This is a genomic window from Streptomyces sp. NPDC001732, assembly GCF_053596315.1.
This window is the reverse complement of the sequence record NZ_JBSFFY010000022.1, coordinates 1-19126: the sequence shown is the minus strand read 5'-3', so window position 1 is coordinate 19126 and position 19126 is coordinate 1. Positions and strand designations below refer to the sequence as shown.

Genomic DNA, 19126 nt, shown 5'->3' with positions numbered 1-19126 from the left:
AGTTCCAGTGACTGAACCCGGGCGGATGCCCTGGGAAGGAGTCTTCCCCTCATGACCACGTTCTCGGCCGGGTCTGCCATCCAGCTACGGGACCACGGGTTCGCCGACTTCCGGGCGGGTACGCCGGGCGACGCGGGCCAGAACATCTACGTCTCCGCGGCCGGTGTGCTGCAACGCATCCACTACAGCTGCGTGAGCGGCAGTGGATACGTCGACCTGCCGTTCGCCAACTCGCACGACGACTCCCCCAAGGTCCCGGTGGACCTCTACACCGGACTCCCGAGCACCGGCCCGGCGGCCCACCTGCCCACGTACGGAGCGATGGCCGGGGCCGCCGCCGACCTCACCGGCGACGGGTACGACGACCTGGTCGTGGCCAACCAATACGACGGATGCGGCAACGAGGTGCCCGGGCAGATCTACTTCGGGGGCCCGTCGGGCCCTTCGACGAAGGCCACGGCCGAACTCTGGGCGCCCGACTCCAGGGACGTCGCCGTCGGGCGGTTCGACGGCGGCCGGCCGGCGGTGGTCTTCGTCAGCCGCGGCACCGTGCGGATCTTCGCGCAGGACGAGCGGGGTTTCGTCGCGGACCGGTTCACCGACCTCCCGTTCGGCGTTGAGGTGCAGGCGATCACCACCGCGGATCTCGACGGCGACGGATGCGACGAGCTCCTCGCCCGCGGCACCGACGGAATCGTCCGGGTGCTCTGGGGCCGCCGTGCCGCGCCGCTGTCATGGGACCGCCACACCGCGCTGCCCACCGAGCTGTCCGGCGTGATCGAAGCCGGAGTCGGCGTCAACGCGGCCGCTTCGGGAGCGTCGCAGACGCCGACCGCCCCGGAGACCGGTCCTGACGGCGAGGTCCTGGACCCGGTGGCCTACAGCCGCTCGGTCGGTTCGATCCACGCCGAGGACGCCCCCACCGCTCCGCGGCTGAAGACCGTGCCCTGGCACGGCAGGGCCGCGCTGTTCTGCCCGCGGGAGGACCGGACGGTCCTGCTCGGTTTCACCGCCGACCGCCGGCCGGTGGACCTGCTGACCGTACGGACCGGTCCGGCCCAGTCGGTGGAGACCGCCGACCTCACCGGCACCGGCACCACCGACCTGATCGTGCTGGACCGGCACCCCGGCGAAGCCGCTCCCGCCGCCCAACAGTGCACGGTGTACTGGGAGTCCTCGCAGTACCGGCCCGACCACGGCAGCGGCATCGACGTGCACCGCGGCGTCGACGTACTCGCCGTCGACCTCACCGGTCGCGGCCGGCCCGACATTGTGGTCTGCCAGGGCGCGGCCGAACGCACCTACACCCACGAGAGTCTGGTGCTGCGGACCGACGGCGGCGCACTCGCACCCGTGGAGGCCTTCGCCACCCACTGCGCCACCGACATCCTGGCCCTGCGCGGCCCGCTCGGCCCGGCCCGTCTTGCCGTCGTGAACCACAAGGCGCACAGCCGTTTCGGGGACGTCGCCACGTACATCTACCTGGGCGGACCGGACGGGTACGACGAGACCCGCCGCCTTGAACTCACCGGCTGGGCCGCCACCGAACTCCGGTACGTGGACCTCGACGACTCGGGCCGACCGGACGTCTACCTGTCCAACTCCAACGAGAACGACCTCGACCGTCCGCACGGATCGTTCCTCTACCACGCGACCGACGACGGCGTCGACCCGAAGAACCGGACCGAGCTGGGCACCACGCGCAACATGTCCACGCTGGTGGCCGACCTGAACCGGAACGGGTACCTGGACCTCATCACCGCCGGGTTCTCCCGGGACCGGCTCCAGATCTTCCCCGGCGGCCCGGACGGCTTCGGCGATCCGGTCGACGTACCGCTGGTGATCGACGGAGTCACCTACCAGCAGCCGCGCTTCATGTCGATCGGCGATCTGACCGGTGACGGCCATCTCGATCTGGTGATCCCGGAACTCGGCCCGACCGGCGGTGTCATCCTGCTCTGGGGCGGCCCAGAGGGCTTCGACGCGAGCCGGGCGACCGTACTGCGCTGCGGCAAGGCGGTGTCGAGCCGGATCGCCGACCTCACCGGCGACGGCTGGCCCGACCTGGTGATCGGCGGCTACCAGGGCAACGACCCCGGCGACCGGTACCGCGCGTCGGTGTTCGTCTACTGGGGGTCCGAGGACGGCTTCAGCGACTCCCGCCGGACTCAGCTGCCCGCGTCGTTCCCGGCCGACGTCGCGGTCGCCGACCTCAACGGCAACGGCCGCCTCGACATCGCGGTCGCCTGCTACAGCGCGCACCGCACCCGTGACATCGACTCGTACGTCTACTGGGCCGACGAGGACGGCTTCCATCCGGCCCGGCGTACCCGGCTTTTCCAGCACTCGGCCTGCGGGTTGCTGGCCGCCGACTTCACCGAGACCGGCCGGATGGACCTGGCCGTGGCGAACCACAAGACCGACGGGAACCACCCCGGTGGCTCGGTGATCTGGCACGGCGGCCCCGACGGGTTCGCCGAACACCGCACCCAGACGCTGCCCACCCGCGGCCCGCACGGCATCTTCCACGCCGACCTGGGCAACGTCAGGGACCGAGGCATGGTCGAGCACTTCACCTCCCGCGTACACCGCGTTCCGGACGGGGGACGACTGGCCGGGCTGGAGTGGGGAGGACTGGTCCCCCCGAAAACCTGGGTCAGCGGGCAGATCAGGTACGCGGACGACGAGAAGGCGCTCGCCGCCGCACCCTGGCTCGGACCGGACGGCACCCCGGACACCCACTTCACCAACGACGCGGGCGGATGCGACCTCCAAGTGGGCCGGTTCCTCCAGTACCGCCTCGCCCTGGGCGCCGTGAACGCGGTGGCGACCCCGCGGATCGAGTCCGCCACGATGAACGTCACCGTCCCGGACCCGCGGAGGAACACATGACGCCCACCGGATGGACGGCCGGGTCACTGCTGCCGCAACCGGACCCGGTCACCTGGGTGTTCACCGGGGACAGCGTGACGCAGGGTGCCCGGCACACCAACGGCTGGCGCGACTACACCGAGTTGTTCGCCGAACGCTGGCGCTGGGAACTCGGGCGCGGCCGGGACACCGTCATCAACACGGGGGTCTCCGGCCGGCGGATCGGCGATCTCCGGGAGGACCTCGACCACAGCGTTCTGCGCCACCGGCCGGACGTGGTGGTGCTGATGCTCGGGCTCAACGACGCGGATCTGGGACAGGAAGGGCTGGACGCGTTCACCGACGGCTACGCCTCGGTGCTGCGCCGGCTGACCCAAGAGTCCGACGCCACCCTCGTCGTGCAGACCCCGAACCAGGTCGCCGTGTACGACGAACCCCGCCGGGCGGTTCTTCCCGAATACGCCGACGCCGTACGGGATCTCGCCGCGCGGTTCGACGCCGTGCTGGTCGACCACTATCGCGCGTGGACCGAGACCCAGCCGGACGACCGGACGGAGTACTGGATCTCGCACGGATGCCACCCCAACGAGTACGGCCACCGGGCGCTGGCGCTGGAGCTGTTCAGCGCTCTGGAGCTGGACGGTCCGGAGGCCACCCTCACCCGAGCTTTCCTGCCCTGATACCGGCCGCGCCGGTCGGCGCCGACCACCCCCGTCGCTGAACTGCCCTTCCGTTCCTGGAGATTGAGCCCGTTTACCTCATGCGCATCGGTGCCCTCGGCGCCGAGAAACCCGTCGTCCGCCTCGACGCCGACACCTACGTCGATGTCGGCGACGTCGTCACCGACTTCGACGAGACCTTCTTCGGCACCGGCGGCCTCGACCGCATCCGCCCGCTGGTGGCCGAACGGGCGGCGGCGGGCCGGGTGTCCCGCTTCGCCGGGGAGCGCGTCGGCGCCCCCCTCGCCCGCCCTCACCAGATCCTGTGCGTCGGCCTCAACTACCGTGACCACGCGGCCGAGACGGGGATGCCGGTGCCCGAAGAGCCGATCCTGTTCACCAAGTCGCCCAACACGCTCGTCGGCCCGAACGACGACGTCCGCATCCCCCGCGGCTCCACCAAGCCCGACTGGGAGGTCGAGTTGGGCATCGTCTGGGCTTGATCCGCTTTGGCGGACATTCGAGATCAGGGGTTCAGCCCCGAGAGGATGTCCATCATGGAGAGCATGGGGAAGAAGAAGCCTCGCCCTCGCCGCTCGTTCACGCCGGAGTTCAAGGCCGAGATCGTCGAGCTGTGTCGACACGGTGACCGCTCGGTCGGTCAGATCGCCAAGGACTTCGATCTGACCGAGACCGCGGTGCGCGACTGGGTCCGGCAGGCCGAGGTCGATGCGGGCGAGCGGGATGGCCTGACCAGCAGCGAACGAGAGGAACTGGCCGCGCTGCGGCGGGAGAACCACCGCCTGCGTGAGGACGTCGACATCCTCAAGCGGGCCACGGCTTTCTTCGCTCAGGAGACCCGGTGACGGTGCACCCGTTCATCGAGGCGGAGAAGCGTGCAGGTCACAGCGTCAAACGAGCGTGTGAGCTGCTGAAGGTCTCCCGGACCGCCTTCTACGCCCGCCGCAGCGGCATGCCCGGCCCACGGGCGGTCCGTGACGCCGAGCTGGCGAAGCAGATCGCCGACGTTCATACGCGATCGCGGGGAAGCTACGGCGCCCCGCGCATCCATGCCGTCCTCAAGCGGGAGGGCGCCGGGTGCGGCCGGCGCCGTGTCGCGCGGCTGATGCGGGCTGCAGGCCTGCAGGGCAGACACCGCAGACGACGGCACCTGACGACGATCCCCGATCCACGGGCTGCCGTGCGGCCCGATCTCATCGTCCGGGACTTCCAGCCCGACGCCGGCTCACTGGACACCCGCTGGTGCGGCGACATCACCTACATCGCCACGGAGGAGGGCCGGCTCTACCTGGCCACCGTCATCGACATCGCCTCGCGTCGCGTGGTCGGCTGGGCGACGGCCGACCACCTTCGGACCGATCTGGTCGCCGATGCCCTCATGGCCGCCTGCCGGCAGCGCCGACCCACCAACCCGGTGATCTTCCACTCTGATCGCGGCTGTCAGTACACCAGCCAGCAATTCGCCTCACTGGCCGACCAGTTGGGGGTCCGTCTGTCAGTCGGCCGCACCGGACAGTGCTGGGGCAACGCACTGGCCGAGTCGTTCTTCGCCACCATCAAGCGCGAGTTGCTCCACACCGCCGCCTGGCCCAGCCGGGCCGCCGCCCGCACCGCGATCTTCGATTTCATCGAGAGCTGGTACAACTTGCACCGTCTGCACAGCAGTCTCGGCTATCGCAGCCCAGCCGAATACGAGACTGCGCTCGTAGCCTGACCACCACACCAATGGTGTCCGTCAAAGCGGAACAAGCTCAGTCGGCGCAGGGTGACCGGCACGGTCTAGACATCGGGCGCCCCCAGGCCGCGGTGGAAACCGTAGCCGGTGGTGGCCACGGCCGTTCCCGTCGCGAGCAGAGCGACCGATCGGGCCAGGACAAGGCGTCGATCGACCATCTGCGGCCCGTCGGCGTCAGGACGCGAGTCCGCGATCCCCGCCGATATCGCGGTGGTGTCAGACGGCGAATGGTGTGCCATCGGCACCCGGTCGGCTTCCGCGAAGCTGTCGGGGTCGGATTTTGCGCAACGGCTCAGCGCACACGCCGTGAGGCATACCGGAATCTCGAGGACGGCAAATACCATCACAAGGTAGGCGGCCAAGGCGACCCAGGCGAACGTCGGCCAGGCGATCCAGGCAATGCGCGCGGGGTTGGCGTACTGGGCGGCAAGAACACCCGTAGGAACCAGGATCGTGAGCGCCACCGCCGCGGTCTGCCCTGCACGGCGCAGCCGGATGGAGGCGGCGACGTTCTTGACGAGCCGCAGGTAGAGATAGCGGTGGCCGGTGGCCGAGACGACGATGCTCGCTCCGGCGACGGCGACTTCCTGTGCGAGGGTGCTCAAGTCGCTGCCCTCGGCGGTGTGGCCGAGCTGTGGGGTGACAGTCCGCACGGGTCGGTGGGGTGGGTGCGTATGGGCATGGCGGTGGAAAGCTCCTTGATGATTGCTGAGTAGTTGGTGCTGTGGTGTGTGGTGGCGTGGCCGTGCCGTTGTAGCCGGCGGTGCCGGCCCGTAGGGCTTCGTAAGCGTACTCGTCGAGGTTGCACGATGCGGTAGGCAGTGAGCTGGAGGGCAGGACTGAGCGGGGCCAGATCCCCTTCGGTGCGCAGGTCGGCGGTGGGGCGGCGCGGGCAGGTCCTGAAGGGTCGGCTGCGGGGACAGCGGGGTGGTGTCGTTGTGCGTTGGGGGGCGTCGTTCACGATGAGCAGCCGGCGCAGTTCCGCGAGAGCCTCGCGGCCGCTATCGACGATGAGGGCGAGTGTGTCGGCGGACTTCTCGGAGCGGGATCTGGCCAGGGCGGCTGCTCCGTCGGCCAGGCCGACGACGACCGCAAGGGTGTGGCCGAGGATGTCGTGCATCTCGCGGAAGACGTGGGTGCGTTCCCGGGCCGCGGTCAAGCGGGTCTGCTGGTCTCTCTCGGTCTCCAGGGTCACGATGTAGGCCTTCGCCAGGCGCCCGGGCAGGGCCAGGCCCGCGCAGGCGGTGACGGCGAGCAAGGCAAGCAGCGTGATCATCTCGGGGCGTTTGGCGTGCTGCAGGTGGCCGCTTCCCCAGAACTCCTCTACTCGGACGATGAGTTGGGCGGCGGTAACCGTGCAGGCGAGAGCCAGTCGGCGGGGCCTGCCGTAGCGGCCGACGTTGTAAAGCGCGACGATCCGGGCGGCGTCGGCGCCGTTGAGGACGTTCAGCGGCAGCACCAGGACGGAGGCGGCTGTGATGAGGGCGGACACCAGCCCGGGACGGCGTTCGCGCCACAACGGCGGCACGGTGTAGGCGAGGGTGAGGACGATCTCGCTGGCAGATAGGCGCGGTTGGCCGGGTTCAACAGTGAGGGCAGCCCGAGGACGGCGCAGAACGCAGGCACGGCCCACCGCCGCAACTGGGGATGGGCGCGGTCGAGCATCCGCCATGCGGCCAGTCTGCTGATGATCGACACGGTGACGCGGTGGTCGGGGTCGCTGGTCAGTGACTGCGGAAGCCGGGAGGCGTGGGAGGAGGCGCCGCGTGCGCTCTTCGGTGGTCGGCTCGGGCATGGCAGGTTCGGGCCTTTTCGCTGTCCGGGCAGGGTCAATGAGCCCGGTCAGCTGACGTGCAGCGCACTCTGTGCTGTCCGGGCCCCGGGGACCGCCCGCCAGCCCTCGGGGGAAGGGCCGACGGACGGGGTCGAGGCGTGCCGGGTGTGCGCCTACCCGAGGGGAGCAGGTGCCGTCGGCTCCAGGTCGGCCGGGGCGGGGATGTACGCCTGACGGTCGCGTTCGGCCAGGGCGTGGCGAAGCTTCTCGCCTTCAACGTCCACGTTGGGCAGCAGGCGGTCGAGCCGGCGGGGAAGCGCCCAGGCCCGTGCGCCGAGCAAGGTCATTACCGCGGGCACGAGGGTCATGCGGACGACGAACGCGTCGAAGAGGACCGCGGTGGCAAGACCCATGCCGATCGACTTCACCAGGGCGATGTCGTCGAGGAGGAATCCGGCGAACACCGAGATCATGATGACGGCGGCGGCGGTGACCACACGGGCCCCGTGCCGGAACCCGGTGACGATCGCCTCGGTGGAGCCGGCGCCGTGGACGTACGCCTCGCGCATCCCGGAGACGAGGAAGACTTCGTAGTCCATGGCCAGACCGAAGACGACACCGATCAGCAGAATGGGCAGCAGGCTGACGATGGGCGCGGTCTCGTCGACGCCGAAGACGCCCTTCAGCCAGCCCCACTGGAACACGGCGACCAGCACGCCGAGGGTGGCGACCACGCTGAGCAGGAAGCCTGCCGCGGCCTTGAGCGGAACCAGCACCGAACGGAACACGAGCAGCAGCAGGAGCAGTGCGAGACCAACGACGATGGCAAGGTAGGGCACCATCGCCTCGCCCAGCTTGGCGGAGACGTCGATGTTGAGCGCGGTCGTGCCGGTCACCATCACCTGCGCGCCGCTGTCCTTCTCCACTGTGCTGCTGCGGTCGCGTATGTCGGCGGCCAGGTCGACCGTGGCCTGGCTGGTGGGTGAGCTGCCCGGCACCGCGGTGATCAGGGCGACGTCACCGGCTTCGTTGAAGACCGGGGGTCGCACGGTAGCGACGTCGTCGAGGCCGTCCAGCATGGCGGAGGTGTCCTTGGCTGCGGCCTTCGCGTCCTCGCTGCCCCGCGCGTCGACGACGACGGTCAGCGGGCCGCTGAAGCCCGGCCCAAAGCCCTTGCTGAGCGTGTCGTAGGCCATGCGCTGGGTGCTGCCGGGGGCGGCCATGCTGTCGTCGGGCAGGGTCAGCCGCAGCGACAGCGCCGGTATGGCCAGCACGCCCAGACCGACGACGGAGGCCAGCAGCATCTTCCAGGGGTGGCGGGTGACGAAGCGGCCCCAGCGCACGCCCATCGTGACGCGTCGGCCGTGCTGCGCGGCGCGCATGCGGCGCGTGGTCAGGCGGCCATTGGCCACGCGGGTGCCGGTGAAGCCCAAAGTGGCCGGCAGGAGGGTGAGCGCGACCAGCACGGCGACGGTGATGGCGAAGGCCGCGGCCAGGCCCATGGTGGTGAGCATCGCGATCCCGATGACACTCAGACCCACCAGCGCGATGATCACGGTCAGGCCGGCGAAGACCACCGCCGAGCCCGCGGTGCCCAGGGCGCGTCCGGCAGCTTCCTCCGGCTCGTGGCCCTCGCGCAGCTCCGTGCGGTAGCGGGAGACGATGAACAGGGCGTAGTCGATCGCCACCGCCAGGCCCAACATGAGCGCCAGGGTCTGTGCGTTGGAGGCCATGTCGACGAACGACGACGCAACGGTGATGGCGCACAGGGCCACGCCGACGCCGACGATCGCGGACAGCAGCGGCAGTCCGGCCGCGACCAGCGAACCGAAGGTGATGACCAGGACGAAGGCGGCGACCAGCAGACCGATCAGTTCGGCGGCGTTGCTCTGTTCCTCCTCCAGTACCGCGTTGCCGCCCAGACTGACGTTCAGGCCCGCCTTCTCGCCCTTGTCCGCCACCTCGTGCAGGGCGTCCGATGCGGCGGGAGTGATATCGGCCTGCGGGACGGCGTAGGTCACCTGGGCGTAGGCGATGCTGCCCGAGGAGCTGACCAGGCCGCTGGCGAAGGGATCGGCGACGCTCGCCACCTGCGGTGCCTTTTGCAGGTCGGCGACCAGAGACTCCACCCGCTGCTTGTGCGCAGCCGACGTCAGCTTCTGCCCGTCTGCGGCCTCGATGACCACACGGGCCGTGGCGCCGGAGGCCGAGGCCTGCGGGAACTCCTTCTCCAGCAGGTCGATGGCCTGCTGCGACTGGGTGCCGGGAAGGGTGAAGTCGTCCGTCGTACTGCCGGACACGCTGCTGACGCCGATGCCCGCGGCGACGAGCACCGCGATCCACGCCAGCAGCACCAGCCGGCGCCGCCGGAAGGCGAGCCGGCCGAGCCGGTAGAGAAAGGTGGCCATGAAAGTTACTCCCACCAGAAAGAAAATGAAAAGGGATGTGTGAGGGCGGGCCTGACAGGCTCCGCAGGTAAACGTAGGAGTCGGGCGCGGCCGAAATGAGCTACGCAAGGACGAACGCGCCCGGGGCAGTACCCCGGTATTGGTCTCCGTCCTTCTTTTGAAGGACGCCCTGGGTCTCAGCCAGTCGAGCTTTTGAAGGACGCCCGGGTCTCAGCCGGCCGAGCGGCTGGCGAGGAGCGCGACGGTCTCCTGCCACAGCTCCCTCTGCACGCGCGGGTCCCGGCCGGGCTCGGGGCACTGAAGCGGGCGGGCGCCGCGTACGGAGAAGTAGCCGCCGCTGGTGCCGGCGAGCGCCGGGTCGGTGGCGAGCCGCACGATGATGCCGGCGCCCTTGCGGGGGTCACCGATCCTCAGGGTGTTGAGCACGCGCTGCAGAGCGGCGGAGCCGGGCAGGTCCCGGCCGAGGCTGGTGGCGTTGAAGCCGGGGTCGCAGCAGTTCACCGTGACCTTGTCCGCGTCCAGGCGCCGGGCGAGTTCCTGCGTCCACATGATGGTCATCAACTTGGTGCGTCCGTACAGGGGCATCGATTCCCGGCGGGTGTAGGGGGTGGTGCGGCGCAGGTCCTCGGGCGGCACGATGGTTCTCGCCTGCCGGGAGGCCTCGGAGGCGACGTTGACGATCCGGGCCGGCGCGGAGGCGCCGAGCTTCGCCTTCAGCGCCTCCGTCAGGACGAACGGGCCCAGGTAGTTCACGGCCGTCATCTCGGCGAAGCCCTCGGCGGTGATGCGCTGCGCAAACGCGTGAAGGCCGGCGTTGTTGACCAGAACGTCCAGACGCGGGTAATGCGCGGCGATCTCCTCACCCACGCGGCGCGCGTCGGAGATCAGGCCGAGGTCGGCGTGGAAGACGTCGACGGTTTCGCCGGTCACCGCCCTGATCTCGTCGACGAGGGCTTCCGCCTTGCTGTGGGATCGGGCCACGGTGCCGATGCGGTAGCCCTGGCGGGCCAGTTCGAAGGCGGCGATGCGGCCCAGTCCGGAGGTGGCTCCGGTGATCACGGCGACGGGACGGTCCATCCCCCACTCCTTTCATGAGGTACCTCACGACTTTGTTGTGGGAGGATACCCGAACCATGGAGCAGCACGAAGCAACAGCCACGGCCAGCACTCCGGAGCGGGTGGGACTTTCCTTCCTCACCCTCGCCTACGACCTGCGCGAACAAGTCGACCAGCACATGGTGGCGACTGCGGGACTGTCTCTGTCCCGCACCAAGGTTCTCCGGGCACTGGCTGGCCGTGGCACGCTGCACCAGGCCGAACTCGCCACTGCCCTGGGGCAGGCACCGCGCTCCGTCACCCAGAGCGTGGAGGGCCTGGAACGCCTCGGCCTGGTCAGCCGGACCGACGACCCCGAGGACCGTCGCCGTAAAACCGTCTCGCTCACGAATACGGGCCGCACGACTCTGGCAGCCGCAGAAGAGGCCGGAACGCGCGTGCTTCGTCAGATCTTCGGCTCGCTGACACCACAGCAGCTGGCAGACCTCGAAGCGCTGCTCACCCTTGTGGACACCACCCTGGCAGGCGACGAGGTCCGCTGACGCGCAACGTGCGTCCCCGGAACGCGACTGCTCGGCACCACCGGTGCTCCGCATCAGCTCGGATCAGGGACACACCACGTGGCGATCCGGGACCGTGCTACCGGCGGAGGCGCGGCCTGCGATCTCTGCACGCCGATGTCGCCGTGAAACCACACCGGCGTTCCATGTCAGTGGGCCTCGAGTGCCGCTTGCCAAGTATCGGTGGCTCTCACGGTGTCGATCCGGCTGCCCAGGGCGGTGACACAGCCGCAAGTACGAGACCACGTCAACGCCCTCACGGCACCGACCGGAGTGTGATCAATCTCAGCACCAACGGCTGTACCGACGTTTCCCGAGCCCGGAACGGTAGACGAGGCGGTCTCTCAGGATGGGCGGCCGAGTGTCGTGCGGAGGAGGTTCAGCACGTTGCCACCGAGGATCTTGAGGATGGCGTCTTCGGGGACGCCTCGCTCGGTGAGGGCGCGGGTGATCAAGGGTAGGCCGCCGGGGCCTTCGAGTCCGGGTAGGGCGAGTTCGCTGGTGTCGCCCGGGGCCTCGCAGCAGCGCCGGGCGAGATCCTGGTCGACTTCCTTGATGAAGTCGGGGCCGAGGCCCACGCGGTCGATACCGATGACGTCGGCGATGTGCAGTATGTGGTCGACCACGCGGCCGACAGTACGCTCGGCAGGGTCGGTGGACAGGAACTCGGGGTAGAAGTTCACGCAGACCGTGCCGCCCGTCGCGGCGATTCCCCTGAGCTGGTCGTCGGTGAGATTGCGGTGGTGGTCGCACAGGGCTCGCGCGCCGGAGTGCGTGGCCAGAACCGGGCGGGTGGCCAGCTCCAGCACGTGCGCCACCCCGGCGGCGCCCAGGTGGGAGACATCGAAGAGGACGCCGAGGCGTTCCATCTCGGTCAGGGCCTCCATTCCCGCGGCGGTGAGCCGACTGCTGGCAGCGTCTTCGCGGCTGCCATCGGCCAGTGGGGTACGGCCCAGGTGGGCGATGGACGCGATCCGCACGCCGAGCCGGTGCACGGTCGCAAAGAGCTCCACGTTCGCGTCGAGGCCTGGTGCGCTCTCCAACGCCAGGACCAGCGCAATCTTCCCGTCGGCCAGAGCGGCGTCGATGTCAGCGCCGTCGAGGCACAGCCGCACCTGGTCACTGTTGTGCTCGGCGATCGCGTGCGCGCACTCGATCATGCGGAGTGTCTGCCTCAAGGCGCCGTCGGGGCGGTACTCGTCGTCGATGAAGACTGGTAGCACCTGAAGGCCGACACCACCCTCGCGCAGCTGCGGCAGCCACCGTTCGCGGAAGAAGGACCCCCAGCGCTGCGGCGGCCGCGCGACCACCGCCATCAGAAGGTCGTTGTGGGCATCAGCCACCAGGGCGGTGCGGTGCAGCTCGACGGACATGCAAGGGCCTTTCGCATCACTAGCTCACTGCGGCAGGCTTCAGTCACACTCATGACCTGGCCGCCTGCACGGCCCCGCCAACCGGTACAACGGCCTCGACGAGTGGGAATGGCCAGCATTGCCATGATACCGACACGAGTGTCGACGACGTCCGCGCCGCCCACACAGCCGACCTCGCTGACCTGAGCGCGCGAGCAGCAGCTTCGAGACCACCCGGACATGGCCGTCCTCGACGCAGACCTGGACCGCATCAGGTACCGCTCCTGACCCGGAACTGACGAACTGGCTCCGCCAGACGATCACTACCGCCCACGGCCAGCGTGAGCTCCCCGAGCAGCACCGGGGTCAGGGCCCGTCCACCCGCACCGGGACCCGCTTGTGATCACCCTCCCAGCAGGCGTTGCAGTACACCGGCGGCCGCTTCCCGAACACGTCATGACCCGACGGCCTGCCTTGCCCGACCGCAACCCCGCCCGGTCCCCCGCCGACAGGTCCCGCACGACCGCACGGTGGAGAACCGAAAGAGACGGGACCGGATCCGGTGAAAGGGTCTTCGCCGCACGGGCGACGAGCTCCCGGTGAACCGCAGAGACGTTCCCACCCCACAGCGCGAGAAGTTCCCGAATCTCCCGCGTCACTGTGAACCGCGGACGCGGACGCGGCCCTGTTCTGCCCTCACAACGCGCCACCGACACCCAGTTCCAAACTGTGCGCTCAGAGACACCCACCGCCGACGCCACCAACCGCACATGCGCCGTACTCAGCTCACCCCGGCCCTCCAGAACAAACAGCCGACTCACAGCGACCTCACGGCTCACTCCAGCCGGACTGGCTGTCAGTGAGCCCTGTTGCCGAACGACCTGCCACCGAAGAGCGCGACGTACTACTACTTCGCCACCTGGCGGGACGACGGCACCGACCAGCAGATCCATGAACTCCTGCGCTGCCAGGTGCGGGAGAAAAACCGGCGATCAGAGGACCCGACCCTGGTGATCCTGGACACCCAAAGTGTCCGGGCGGGCACCGGGGTCCCCGCGGTCACGACGGGCAAAGACGCCGCGAAACGGGTGCCTGGCCGCAAACGGGGACTGGCCGTGGACGTCCTCGGCCTGGTCATCGCCGTCACTGTGGTGGCCGCGAGTGTCCACGACAACGCCGCCGGCATCGCTCTGCTCGACCAGGTCGCCGTCGCGGCCGGCGGCTCGGTCAGCAAGGCCCTGGTCGACCAGGGCTTCAAGAACCAGGTCGTCATGCATGGGGCCGCCCTCGGCATCGACGTCGAGATCGTCCGGCGCAACCCTGAGGAGCGGGGATTCGTTCCGCAGCCGAAACGGTGGCGGGTGGAGCAGACGTTCGGGACCCTGATACTGAACCGGCGCCTGGTCCGCGACTACGAACACCGCCCAGCCTCCTCCACCTCACGCGTCTACTGGGCCATGACCCACGTCATGGCCCGTCGGCTCACCGACGCGAGCACGCCCACCTGGCGCGATCCGCAGGTGATCGGCGCGTGAACCTCAACCTTCTCCTCCAGGCGCTCGACCTTCAGGAAGACGCAGTCCGGGCCCTGACCGACGATCTCCGCACCCAGATCGACACCCTTCAGACCCAGCTCCGCGAGGCCGAACTGCGTCTGGAACACCTGGCCATCACCCGCACGACCATCACCGGCCTCGCCGACCGAATCCCGGTCCAGAGTGCCGACCCATCAGGGAGTCCGGAGCTGCCCGAGCACCCGGACTACCCGCGCATCCTCGCCGCCTTCAACGACACCACCGGCCCACTGAGGGCCCGCGACATCTGCCAGGCCCTCGACTTCGAACTCCTGCCGAAACACATAGAACGCACCCGCGCCAAGATGAAACGCCTGATCACACTAGGAATCCTCACCGAGGCCGAGCCCGGCACCTTCAGCAAGAAGCAGTAACCAAGTCCGGAACGGACATCAACTCACGAACCGCCCACTCAGCGCCGGACCCAACCCCGTGCGTCTCAGCCACGAATCCACCGACACCGGCGGCGTCAACCTGGATCGCATCCCCATCGACTTCTGAAAGAGTTCGAGCGGGTCACGAGGACGCCCGGAATGCCCAGGGCCGTGGTGCTCAGTTCCTGGCCGCTGTCGAGCCGGCAGTGGGCGGGAGCAGTTCGCTGGAGCCGCGGACCACCAGACGGGTGGGGACCATGATGGTCCGGGCGCGGGTGCGGTCGCCGTCCAGGCGGGCGAGCGCGGTCTCGGCCGCTGTCTCGCCGATGGTCGCGGGGTCCTGGGCGACAACGGTCAGTGCGGGTTCGAGGGTCTCGGCGAGTGGGAGGTCGTCGAAGGTGATCAGGGCGATGTCCTTGCGGTCCGCGCGGGTGAGTTGGGCGATGACCCCGAGGGCCATCATGTTGTTTCCGGCGAATATGGCGGTGGGTGGATTCGGCAGGTTCAGCAGTGCGGTGGTCTCGGCGGCGGCCCCGGCCTGGCTGTGGGCGCCGGTCACCAGGGTCCGGTCGTAGGGCAGTCCGGCCTCGGCGAGTGCCGAGCGGTAGCCGGCGAGCCGCTCGCGCCGGGTGTAGAGCTTGGCGGGAAGGTCTCCGACGAAACCGATCCGGCGGTGGCCGCGGGCGATGAGGTGGGCAACGCCCTCGTGGACGCCGGTCCGGTTGGAACTGACCACGCAGTCGGTGGACAGGCCGACTCCCGGCCGGTCGAGGAACACCACCGGCAGCCCGGCGGCACGCGCTGCCTTGAGGTGACTGTGGTCGGCTCCGAACGCGGGAACGACCATTAGCATGCTGACGCGCCGGGCGAGGAAGGTCTGGATCAACGCCCGCTCACGGTCAGGGTCTTCGGCCGATGAGCCCATGAGCAGGGTGAGCCCCCGGCCGCGTACGACGTCCTCGATGCCCCCGGCGACGGTTCCGAAGAAGGGGTTGCCCAGGTCCGGCACGACCAGGCCGACGGTGGTGTCGGGTCCTCCGACGCGGATGTTGCGGGCCATCAGGTTCGGCTGGAAGCCGAGCTTCGCGACCGCGGCGAGTACACGTTCGCGGGTCTGCGGAGAACTCGGCCCATCCTCGTTGAGGACCCGGGACACCGTCTTGGCGCTGACGCCCACTTCTCTGGCGACATCGGCCAGTGTGGGGCGGCGGTTCGCGGCCATGTACCACCGTTCCTATGCGTTCGTCGGGCCCGACCCCTGCCCAGGGCCGGGCCTGCTGTCCTGACCGCGCGGCGACCCTGCGTTCTGCGCGGTGTTGCCCCTGCGGCGACTCAGTGGGCGGACACGCCTGCCGCCTTGGCGGCATCCGCGTCGGCAACGACCGTACCCCCCTCGTCGTTCACCCGGAGCGCCCCCGTCATGATGGCGACGACCTCCGCCATGGAATGGTCGGAGGGCTTGATCAGTGCCTCGCGGCGGCCGAGCCGGTGGATGTGGATGTGGTCGGCGATCTCGAAGACATGCGGCATGTTGTGGCTGATCAGGACCACGGGCATGCCCTTGTCGCGGACTCGGCGGATCAGGTCGAGGACCTGTCCCGACTCCTTGACGCCCAGCGCGGCGGTGGGCTCGTCCATCACGACGACGCTCTTGGCCCAGGCGACGGACCGCGCGACCGCCACGGCCTGGCGCTGGCCTCCGGAGAGGGTCTCCACCGGCTGGGTCAGCGACCGCAGTCCGATCTTGAGGTCGGCCATGTGGGCGGCCGCTTCCTGGCGCATGCGCTTCTTGTCGAGCATGCGCAGCGCGCTGCCGAGGAAGCCCGGTCGGCGCAGTTCGCGCCCGAGGAACATGTTGGAGGCGATGTCCATGGAGGCGGCGACGGCGAGGTCCTGGTAGACGGTCTCGATGCCGTGCTGCCGAGCGCTCTGCGGTCCGGTGAATTTGATGGGTTCGCCGTTCAGCCGGATCTCGCCCTCGTCGGGGGTGATCGCGCCGGTGAGGGCTTTGATCAGGCTCGTCTTGCCGGCGCCGTTGTCGCCGATGACGGCGAGGACTTCGCCGGGCAGCAGGTCGAAGTCGGCTCCGTCGATGGCGGTGGCATGGCCGTACCGCTTGACCAGGCCGCGGGCCTGGAGCACGGGTGTGACATCGGCAGTGCTCATCGTGCCTTCCTCCGGGAGATCTGGTCGACGGTCACAGCGAGGATCACCAGCACACCGGTGATCAGGGTCTGGTAGATGGAGGCGACACCCATCAGCTGGAGGCCGTTGCGGAACACACCGATGATGAGGACGCCGATGAAGGTGCCGAGGACTGCGCCCCGGCCGCCGAAGAGGCTGGTTCCCCCGAGGACGACGGCGGTGATGCTGTCGAGGTTGTCGGTCTGTCCGGCCTGCGGGTCACCGACGCCGGTGCGGGAGATCAGGAGCAGCGCGGCGATCCCGTAGACGGCTCCGGCCAGGGTGTAGAGGCCGATCGTCAGCCGGGAGGTGCGGATGCCGTTGAGCCGGGCGGCCTCGGGGCTGTTGCCCAGCGCGTAGGCGAAGAGCAGGAACAGGGCGATCGTGACGAGCGAGCCGTAGGTGATGTCGGTGTTGCCGAGCGGGAACGTCTCACCGAGGGCGGTCAGCGGTGCGGGAAGGTTGGTGATTGTCTGTTCGGCGGAGTAGACGTGGGTCAGGGCGAATGCCACGTTCAGCATGCCGAGGGTGACGATGAACGGCGGGAGCGGGATCATCTACACCAGCAGGCCGTTGACCAGTCCGAAGCCCGCGCATACGGCCAGGCCGAGGGTGATCGCGACGAGCGGTGGCAGGCCGCCCTCGGCGGCCGTCTTGGCGATGACGATGCTGCCGAACGCCATGACGGCACCGCAGGACAGGTCGATGCCGGCGGTGAGGATGATCAGGGTCTGGCCGATGGCCAGCGTGCCCACGACCATGACCTGCTGGACGATCAGCGAGAAGTTGCCGCCGGAGAGGAACTGCTCGGTCGTCAGGGAGAAGAAGACACAGGCCAGCAGGGCGACGAGCGGGCCCGTGGTCGGTGTGGTGAGCAGCTGGCGGACCATGGTCGGTCCTTTCAGCTGATCGTAGGGCAGGGGTGTGGCAGTCATGAGGGTCCTTGCCGGTGATCGATGGTCGGTGGAGCGGGGTTCGTCAGAGGGACGCCGGAGGGCTGCTCGCCGGACAGGCCCTAGTAGCTTCGTTAGGTTGGTTTGATCTTGGTGATTGCGGTGGTGCATGCTGCGGGCTGTGGATCTTGGTGAGGTGGAGCGGCTCCGCGAGCACCTCGGCGCGTTCGTGGCCGAGGTGTTCGTGTCCCTGGCGCGCAAGGACCAACGTCGGCAGGGGAATTGCTACCTGCGCGGGCTGATGCTGGACGGGCGGCGCAAGTCGATCCAGCCGATGGCCGAGCGGCTGCCGGACGGGAACATGCAGGCGTTGCAGCAGTTCGTCAGCCAGTCGCCGTGGGACCACACCCCGGTGCTGCGGCAGATCGCCAGGAAGATGACCTCCGCCCTCGCGCCGGAGGCGTGGGTGATCGACGACACCTCGTTCCCAAAAGCCGGGGATCAGTCGGTGGCCGCTTCGCGGCAGTACTGCGGCGCGCTGGGCAAGCGCTCGCTCTGCCAGGTCGGTGTGAGTGTCCACGCCGTCACCGACAAGGCTTCCAGCCCGTTGTCCTGGCGGCTGTTCGTGCCGCCGGACTGGGATGACCGCGACGATGTGCGCCGGCGACGCACCGGCCTGCCGTCGGAGATCGGGCACATCGAGAAGTGGCGGCTGGCCATCGACGCTCTCGAAGAGTTGATCTCCTGGGGGCTCGCCCCGCAGGTCGTGGTCGCTGACGCGGGCTACGGCCGGCCGGCGGCCTTCCGCCATGCCCTGCGCTCGCGGGATCTGGACTACGTCGTGGCGGTGCGCGGGGACGAGACCGCACACCTCCACGATGCGCAGCCCGAGGCGCCCGCCTACGGTGGCACCGGCCGCAGGACACTGCCCCGCTACCGCACGGATTCCGTCGCCCTGCACGAGCTCGCCGCCGCGGGCGGCCGCCGGGCGTTTCGGCAGGTCACCTGGCGCCAGGGCACCCGCGGGGCGATGCGCTCAAGGTTCCGTGTCCTGCAGATACGGCCCGCAGGGAAGATCCCCCGGGCGCTCGCCGCCGCCGACGCGGGCGGAAGCGCCTCCTGGGACGGTGTCCTGCCGACCGAGACCCTCCTGGTCGAATGGCCACCGGACGCGAGCGCACCCACCGAGCACTGGCTGACCAGCCTGCCGCCCGAGACCGCGGTCCGCCAACTCGTACGCCTGGCCAAGATCCGCTGGCGCATCGAACACGACTACCGCGAAATGAAGCACGGCCTGGGCCTGGACCACTTCGAGGGCCGCACCTGGCGAGGCTGGCACCACCACGTCACCCTGGTCACCGCCGCCCACGCCTTCCTCACCCTCCGGCGCCTCGACCCAAAAGTCGGGACGCCGGCCTGACCTTCTACCGAGTCCTCGACACCATCCAGGACCTGATACGGGCCTGGACCGGCGAATGCCCCACCTGCCACCGCGAGTTACCCACCACACGCCAGCCAAGGCACACCGGACCACTTCAGATCTAACGAAGTACTACTAGCGGAGATCCGTCGTTACTGAGGTTTTCGGGTTGTCGTCGGGTAGTGACGGTTCATGATCCCTGCGATATGCCGGTGGTATGCGTTATCCGGAGGGTGGGGGCTTGA

Annotated in this window: 15 protein-coding genes and 2 pseudogenes; 9 read left to right on the top strand and 8 right to left on the bottom strand. The window is 69.1% G+C overall.

Translation table 11 applies throughout. From position 1 onward, the window contains the following. The first annotated feature begins 51 nt into the window (after nucleotides 1–51). From ACWCXX_RS21630 to ACWCXX_RS21610, 5 genes are all read left to right on the top strand, one after another. Nucleotides 52–2892: an FG-GAP repeat domain-containing protein gene (locus tag ACWCXX_RS21630; RefSeq protein ID WP_451129569.1), complete on the top strand. Its 2841-nt coding sequence runs from the start codon at nucleotides 52–54 to the stop codon at nucleotides 2890–2892. After that, nucleotides 2889–3551 (top strand): SGNH/GDSL hydrolase family protein, encoded by a 663-nt coding sequence (locus ACWCXX_RS21625; RefSeq protein ID WP_451129567.1) that lies wholly within the window; start codon nucleotides 2889–2891, stop codon nucleotides 3549–3551. The genes ACWCXX_RS21630 and ACWCXX_RS21625 overlap by 4 nt, the downstream gene beginning before the upstream one ends. Nucleotides 3552–3631: 80 nt before the next feature. Further along, the gene (locus ACWCXX_RS21620; RefSeq protein ID WP_451129565.1) at nucleotides 3632–4033 is read left to right on the top strand and encodes a fumarylacetoacetate hydrolase family protein; all 402 of its coding nucleotides are present in this window, start codon (nucleotides 3632–3634) and stop codon (nucleotides 4031–4033) included. Nucleotides 4034–4087: 54 nt separating this feature from the next. Beyond that, complete coding sequence (locus tag ACWCXX_RS21615; RefSeq protein ID WP_451129563.1) at nucleotides 4088–4396, top strand: transposase; 309 nt, start codon at nucleotides 4088–4090, stop codon at nucleotides 4394–4396. Continuing rightward, nucleotides 4393–5265, top strand: coding sequence for an IS3 family transposase (locus tag ACWCXX_RS21610; protein WP_451129561.1), 873 nt, complete (start codon nucleotides 4393–4395; stop codon nucleotides 5263–5265). The genes ACWCXX_RS21615 and ACWCXX_RS21610 overlap by 4 nt, the downstream gene beginning before the upstream one ends. A gap of 65 nt (nucleotides 5266–5330) precedes the next feature. On the opposite strand, the gene ACWCXX_RS21605 is transcribed toward ACWCXX_RS21610, so the two are convergent. From ACWCXX_RS21605 to ACWCXX_RS21590, 4 genes are all read right to left on the bottom strand, one after another. Continuing rightward, nucleotides 5331–5891, bottom strand: a complete 561-nt coding sequence (locus ACWCXX_RS21605) for a hypothetical protein (protein ID WP_451129559.1) — start codon at nucleotides 5889–5891, stop codon at nucleotides 5331–5333. Continuing rightward, nucleotides 5888–6805: a histidine kinase gene (locus tag ACWCXX_RS21600; protein ID WP_451129557.1), complete on the bottom strand. Its 918-nt coding sequence runs from the start codon at nucleotides 6803–6805 to the stop codon at nucleotides 5888–5890. Before ACWCXX_RS21600 ends, ACWCXX_RS21605 begins: the two co-directional genes overlap by 4 nt. A gap of 428 nt (nucleotides 6806–7233) precedes the next feature. Then, a complete protein-coding gene (locus ACWCXX_RS21595; RefSeq protein ID WP_451129555.1) occupies nucleotides 7234–9468 on the bottom strand; it encodes an MMPL family transporter in 2235 nt (744 codons plus the stop codon). A 210-nt stretch (nucleotides 9469–9678) separates the two neighbouring features. Beyond that, nucleotides 9679–10545, bottom strand: coding sequence for an SDR family NAD(P)-dependent oxidoreductase (locus ACWCXX_RS21590; RefSeq protein WP_451129553.1), 867 nt, complete (start codon nucleotides 10543–10545; stop codon nucleotides 9679–9681). Between the two features lie 56 nt (nucleotides 10546–10601). On the opposite strand from ACWCXX_RS21590, the gene ACWCXX_RS21585 reads away from it, so the two are divergent. Continuing rightward, nucleotides 10602–11066, top strand: coding sequence for a MarR family winged helix-turn-helix transcriptional regulator (locus tag ACWCXX_RS21585; RefSeq protein WP_451129551.1), 465 nt, complete (start codon nucleotides 10602–10604; stop codon nucleotides 11064–11066). A 362-nt stretch (nucleotides 11067–11428) separates the two neighbouring features. Here ACWCXX_RS21585 and ACWCXX_RS21580 read toward each other — a convergent pair whose 3' ends face one another. Next, the gene (locus tag ACWCXX_RS21580; protein ID WP_451129549.1) at nucleotides 11429–12457 is read right to left on the bottom strand and encodes a dipeptidase; all 1029 of its coding nucleotides are present in this window, start codon (nucleotides 12455–12457) and stop codon (nucleotides 11429–11431) included. An 815-nt stretch (nucleotides 12458–13272) separates the two neighbouring features. Here ACWCXX_RS21580 and ACWCXX_RS21575 point away from each other — a divergent pair. Continuing rightward, nucleotides 13273–13971: pseudogene (locus ACWCXX_RS21575) on the top strand (IS5 family transposase); the annotation flags it as partial. Further along, the gene (locus ACWCXX_RS21570) at nucleotides 13968–14384 is read left to right on the top strand and encodes a hypothetical protein (RefSeq protein ID WP_451129547.1); all 417 of its coding nucleotides are present in this window, start codon (nucleotides 13968–13970) and stop codon (nucleotides 14382–14384) included. The pseudogene ACWCXX_RS21575 and the gene ACWCXX_RS21570, both read left to right, overlap by 4 nt. Before the next feature lie 178 nt (nucleotides 14385–14562). Here ACWCXX_RS21570 and ACWCXX_RS21565 read toward each other — a convergent pair whose 3' ends face one another. The 3 genes and pseudogenes from ACWCXX_RS21565 to ACWCXX_RS21555 form a co-directional block, all read right to left on the bottom strand. Then, the gene (locus ACWCXX_RS21565) at nucleotides 14563–15606 is read right to left on the bottom strand and encodes a LacI family DNA-binding transcriptional regulator (RefSeq protein ID WP_451129545.1); all 1044 of its coding nucleotides are present in this window, start codon (nucleotides 15604–15606) and stop codon (nucleotides 14563–14565) included. A gap of 110 nt (nucleotides 15607–15716) precedes the next feature. Next, nucleotides 15717–16550, bottom strand: a complete 834-nt coding sequence (locus tag ACWCXX_RS21560) for an ATP-binding cassette domain-containing protein (RefSeq protein WP_451129543.1) — start codon at nucleotides 16548–16550, stop codon at nucleotides 15717–15719. Then, a pseudogene (locus ACWCXX_RS21555) lies at nucleotides 16547–17503 on the bottom strand (ABC transporter permease). Before ACWCXX_RS21555 ends, ACWCXX_RS21560 begins: the two are co-directional and overlap by 4 nt. 139 nt (nucleotides 17504–17642) lie before the next feature. On the opposite strand from ACWCXX_RS21555, the gene ACWCXX_RS21550 reads away from it, so the two are divergent. Beyond that, nucleotides 17643–18881 carry an IS701 family transposase gene (locus ACWCXX_RS21550; RefSeq protein ID WP_451129541.1) on the top strand — a complete coding sequence of 413 codons (1239 nt, stop codon included), beginning with the start codon at nucleotides 17643–17645 and terminating at the stop codon, nucleotides 18879–18881. The last annotated feature ends 245 nt before the right edge of the window (nucleotides 18882–19126 follow it).

What these genes read in the sequence shown, in the direction of transcription:
- ACWCXX_RS21580 (WP_451129549.1), bottom strand. Translation starts at nt 12,457, where the DNA reads ATGTCCGTCGAGCTGCACCGCACCGCCCTGGTGGCTGATGCCCACAAC.
- ACWCXX_RS21590 (WP_451129553.1), bottom strand. Translation starts at nt 10,545, where the DNA reads ATGGACCGTCCCGTCGCCGTGATCACCGGAGCCACCTCCGGACTGGGC.
- ACWCXX_RS21585 (WP_451129551.1), top strand. Translation starts at nt 10,602, where the DNA reads ATGGAGCAGCACGAAGCAACAGCCACGGCCAGCACTCCGGAGCGGGTG.
- ACWCXX_RS21615 (WP_451129563.1), top strand. Translation starts at nt 4,088, where the DNA reads ATGGAGAGCATGGGGAAGAAGAAGCCTCGCCCTCGCCGCTCGTTCACG.
- ACWCXX_RS21620 (WP_451129565.1), top strand. Translation starts at nt 3,632, where the DNA reads ATGCGCATCGGTGCCCTCGGCGCCGAGAAACCCGTCGTCCGCCTCGAC.
- ACWCXX_RS21560 (WP_451129543.1), bottom strand. Translation starts at nt 16,550, where the DNA reads ATGAGCACTGCCGATGTCACACCCGTGCTCCAGGCCCGCGGCCTGGTC.
- ACWCXX_RS21595 (WP_451129555.1), bottom strand. Translation starts at nt 9,468, where the DNA reads ATGGCCACCTTTCTCTACCGGCTCGGCCGGCTCGCCTTCCGGCGGCGC.
- ACWCXX_RS21630 (WP_451129569.1), top strand. Translation starts at nt 52, where the DNA reads ATGACCACGTTCTCGGCCGGGTCTGCCATCCAGCTACGGGACCACGGG.
- ACWCXX_RS21625 (WP_451129567.1), top strand. Translation starts at nt 2,889, where the DNA reads ATGACGCCCACCGGATGGACGGCCGGGTCACTGCTGCCGCAACCGGAC.
- ACWCXX_RS21565 (WP_451129545.1), bottom strand. Translation starts at nt 15,606, where the DNA reads ATGGCCGCGAACCGCCGCCCCACACTGGCCGATGTCGCCAGAGAAGTG.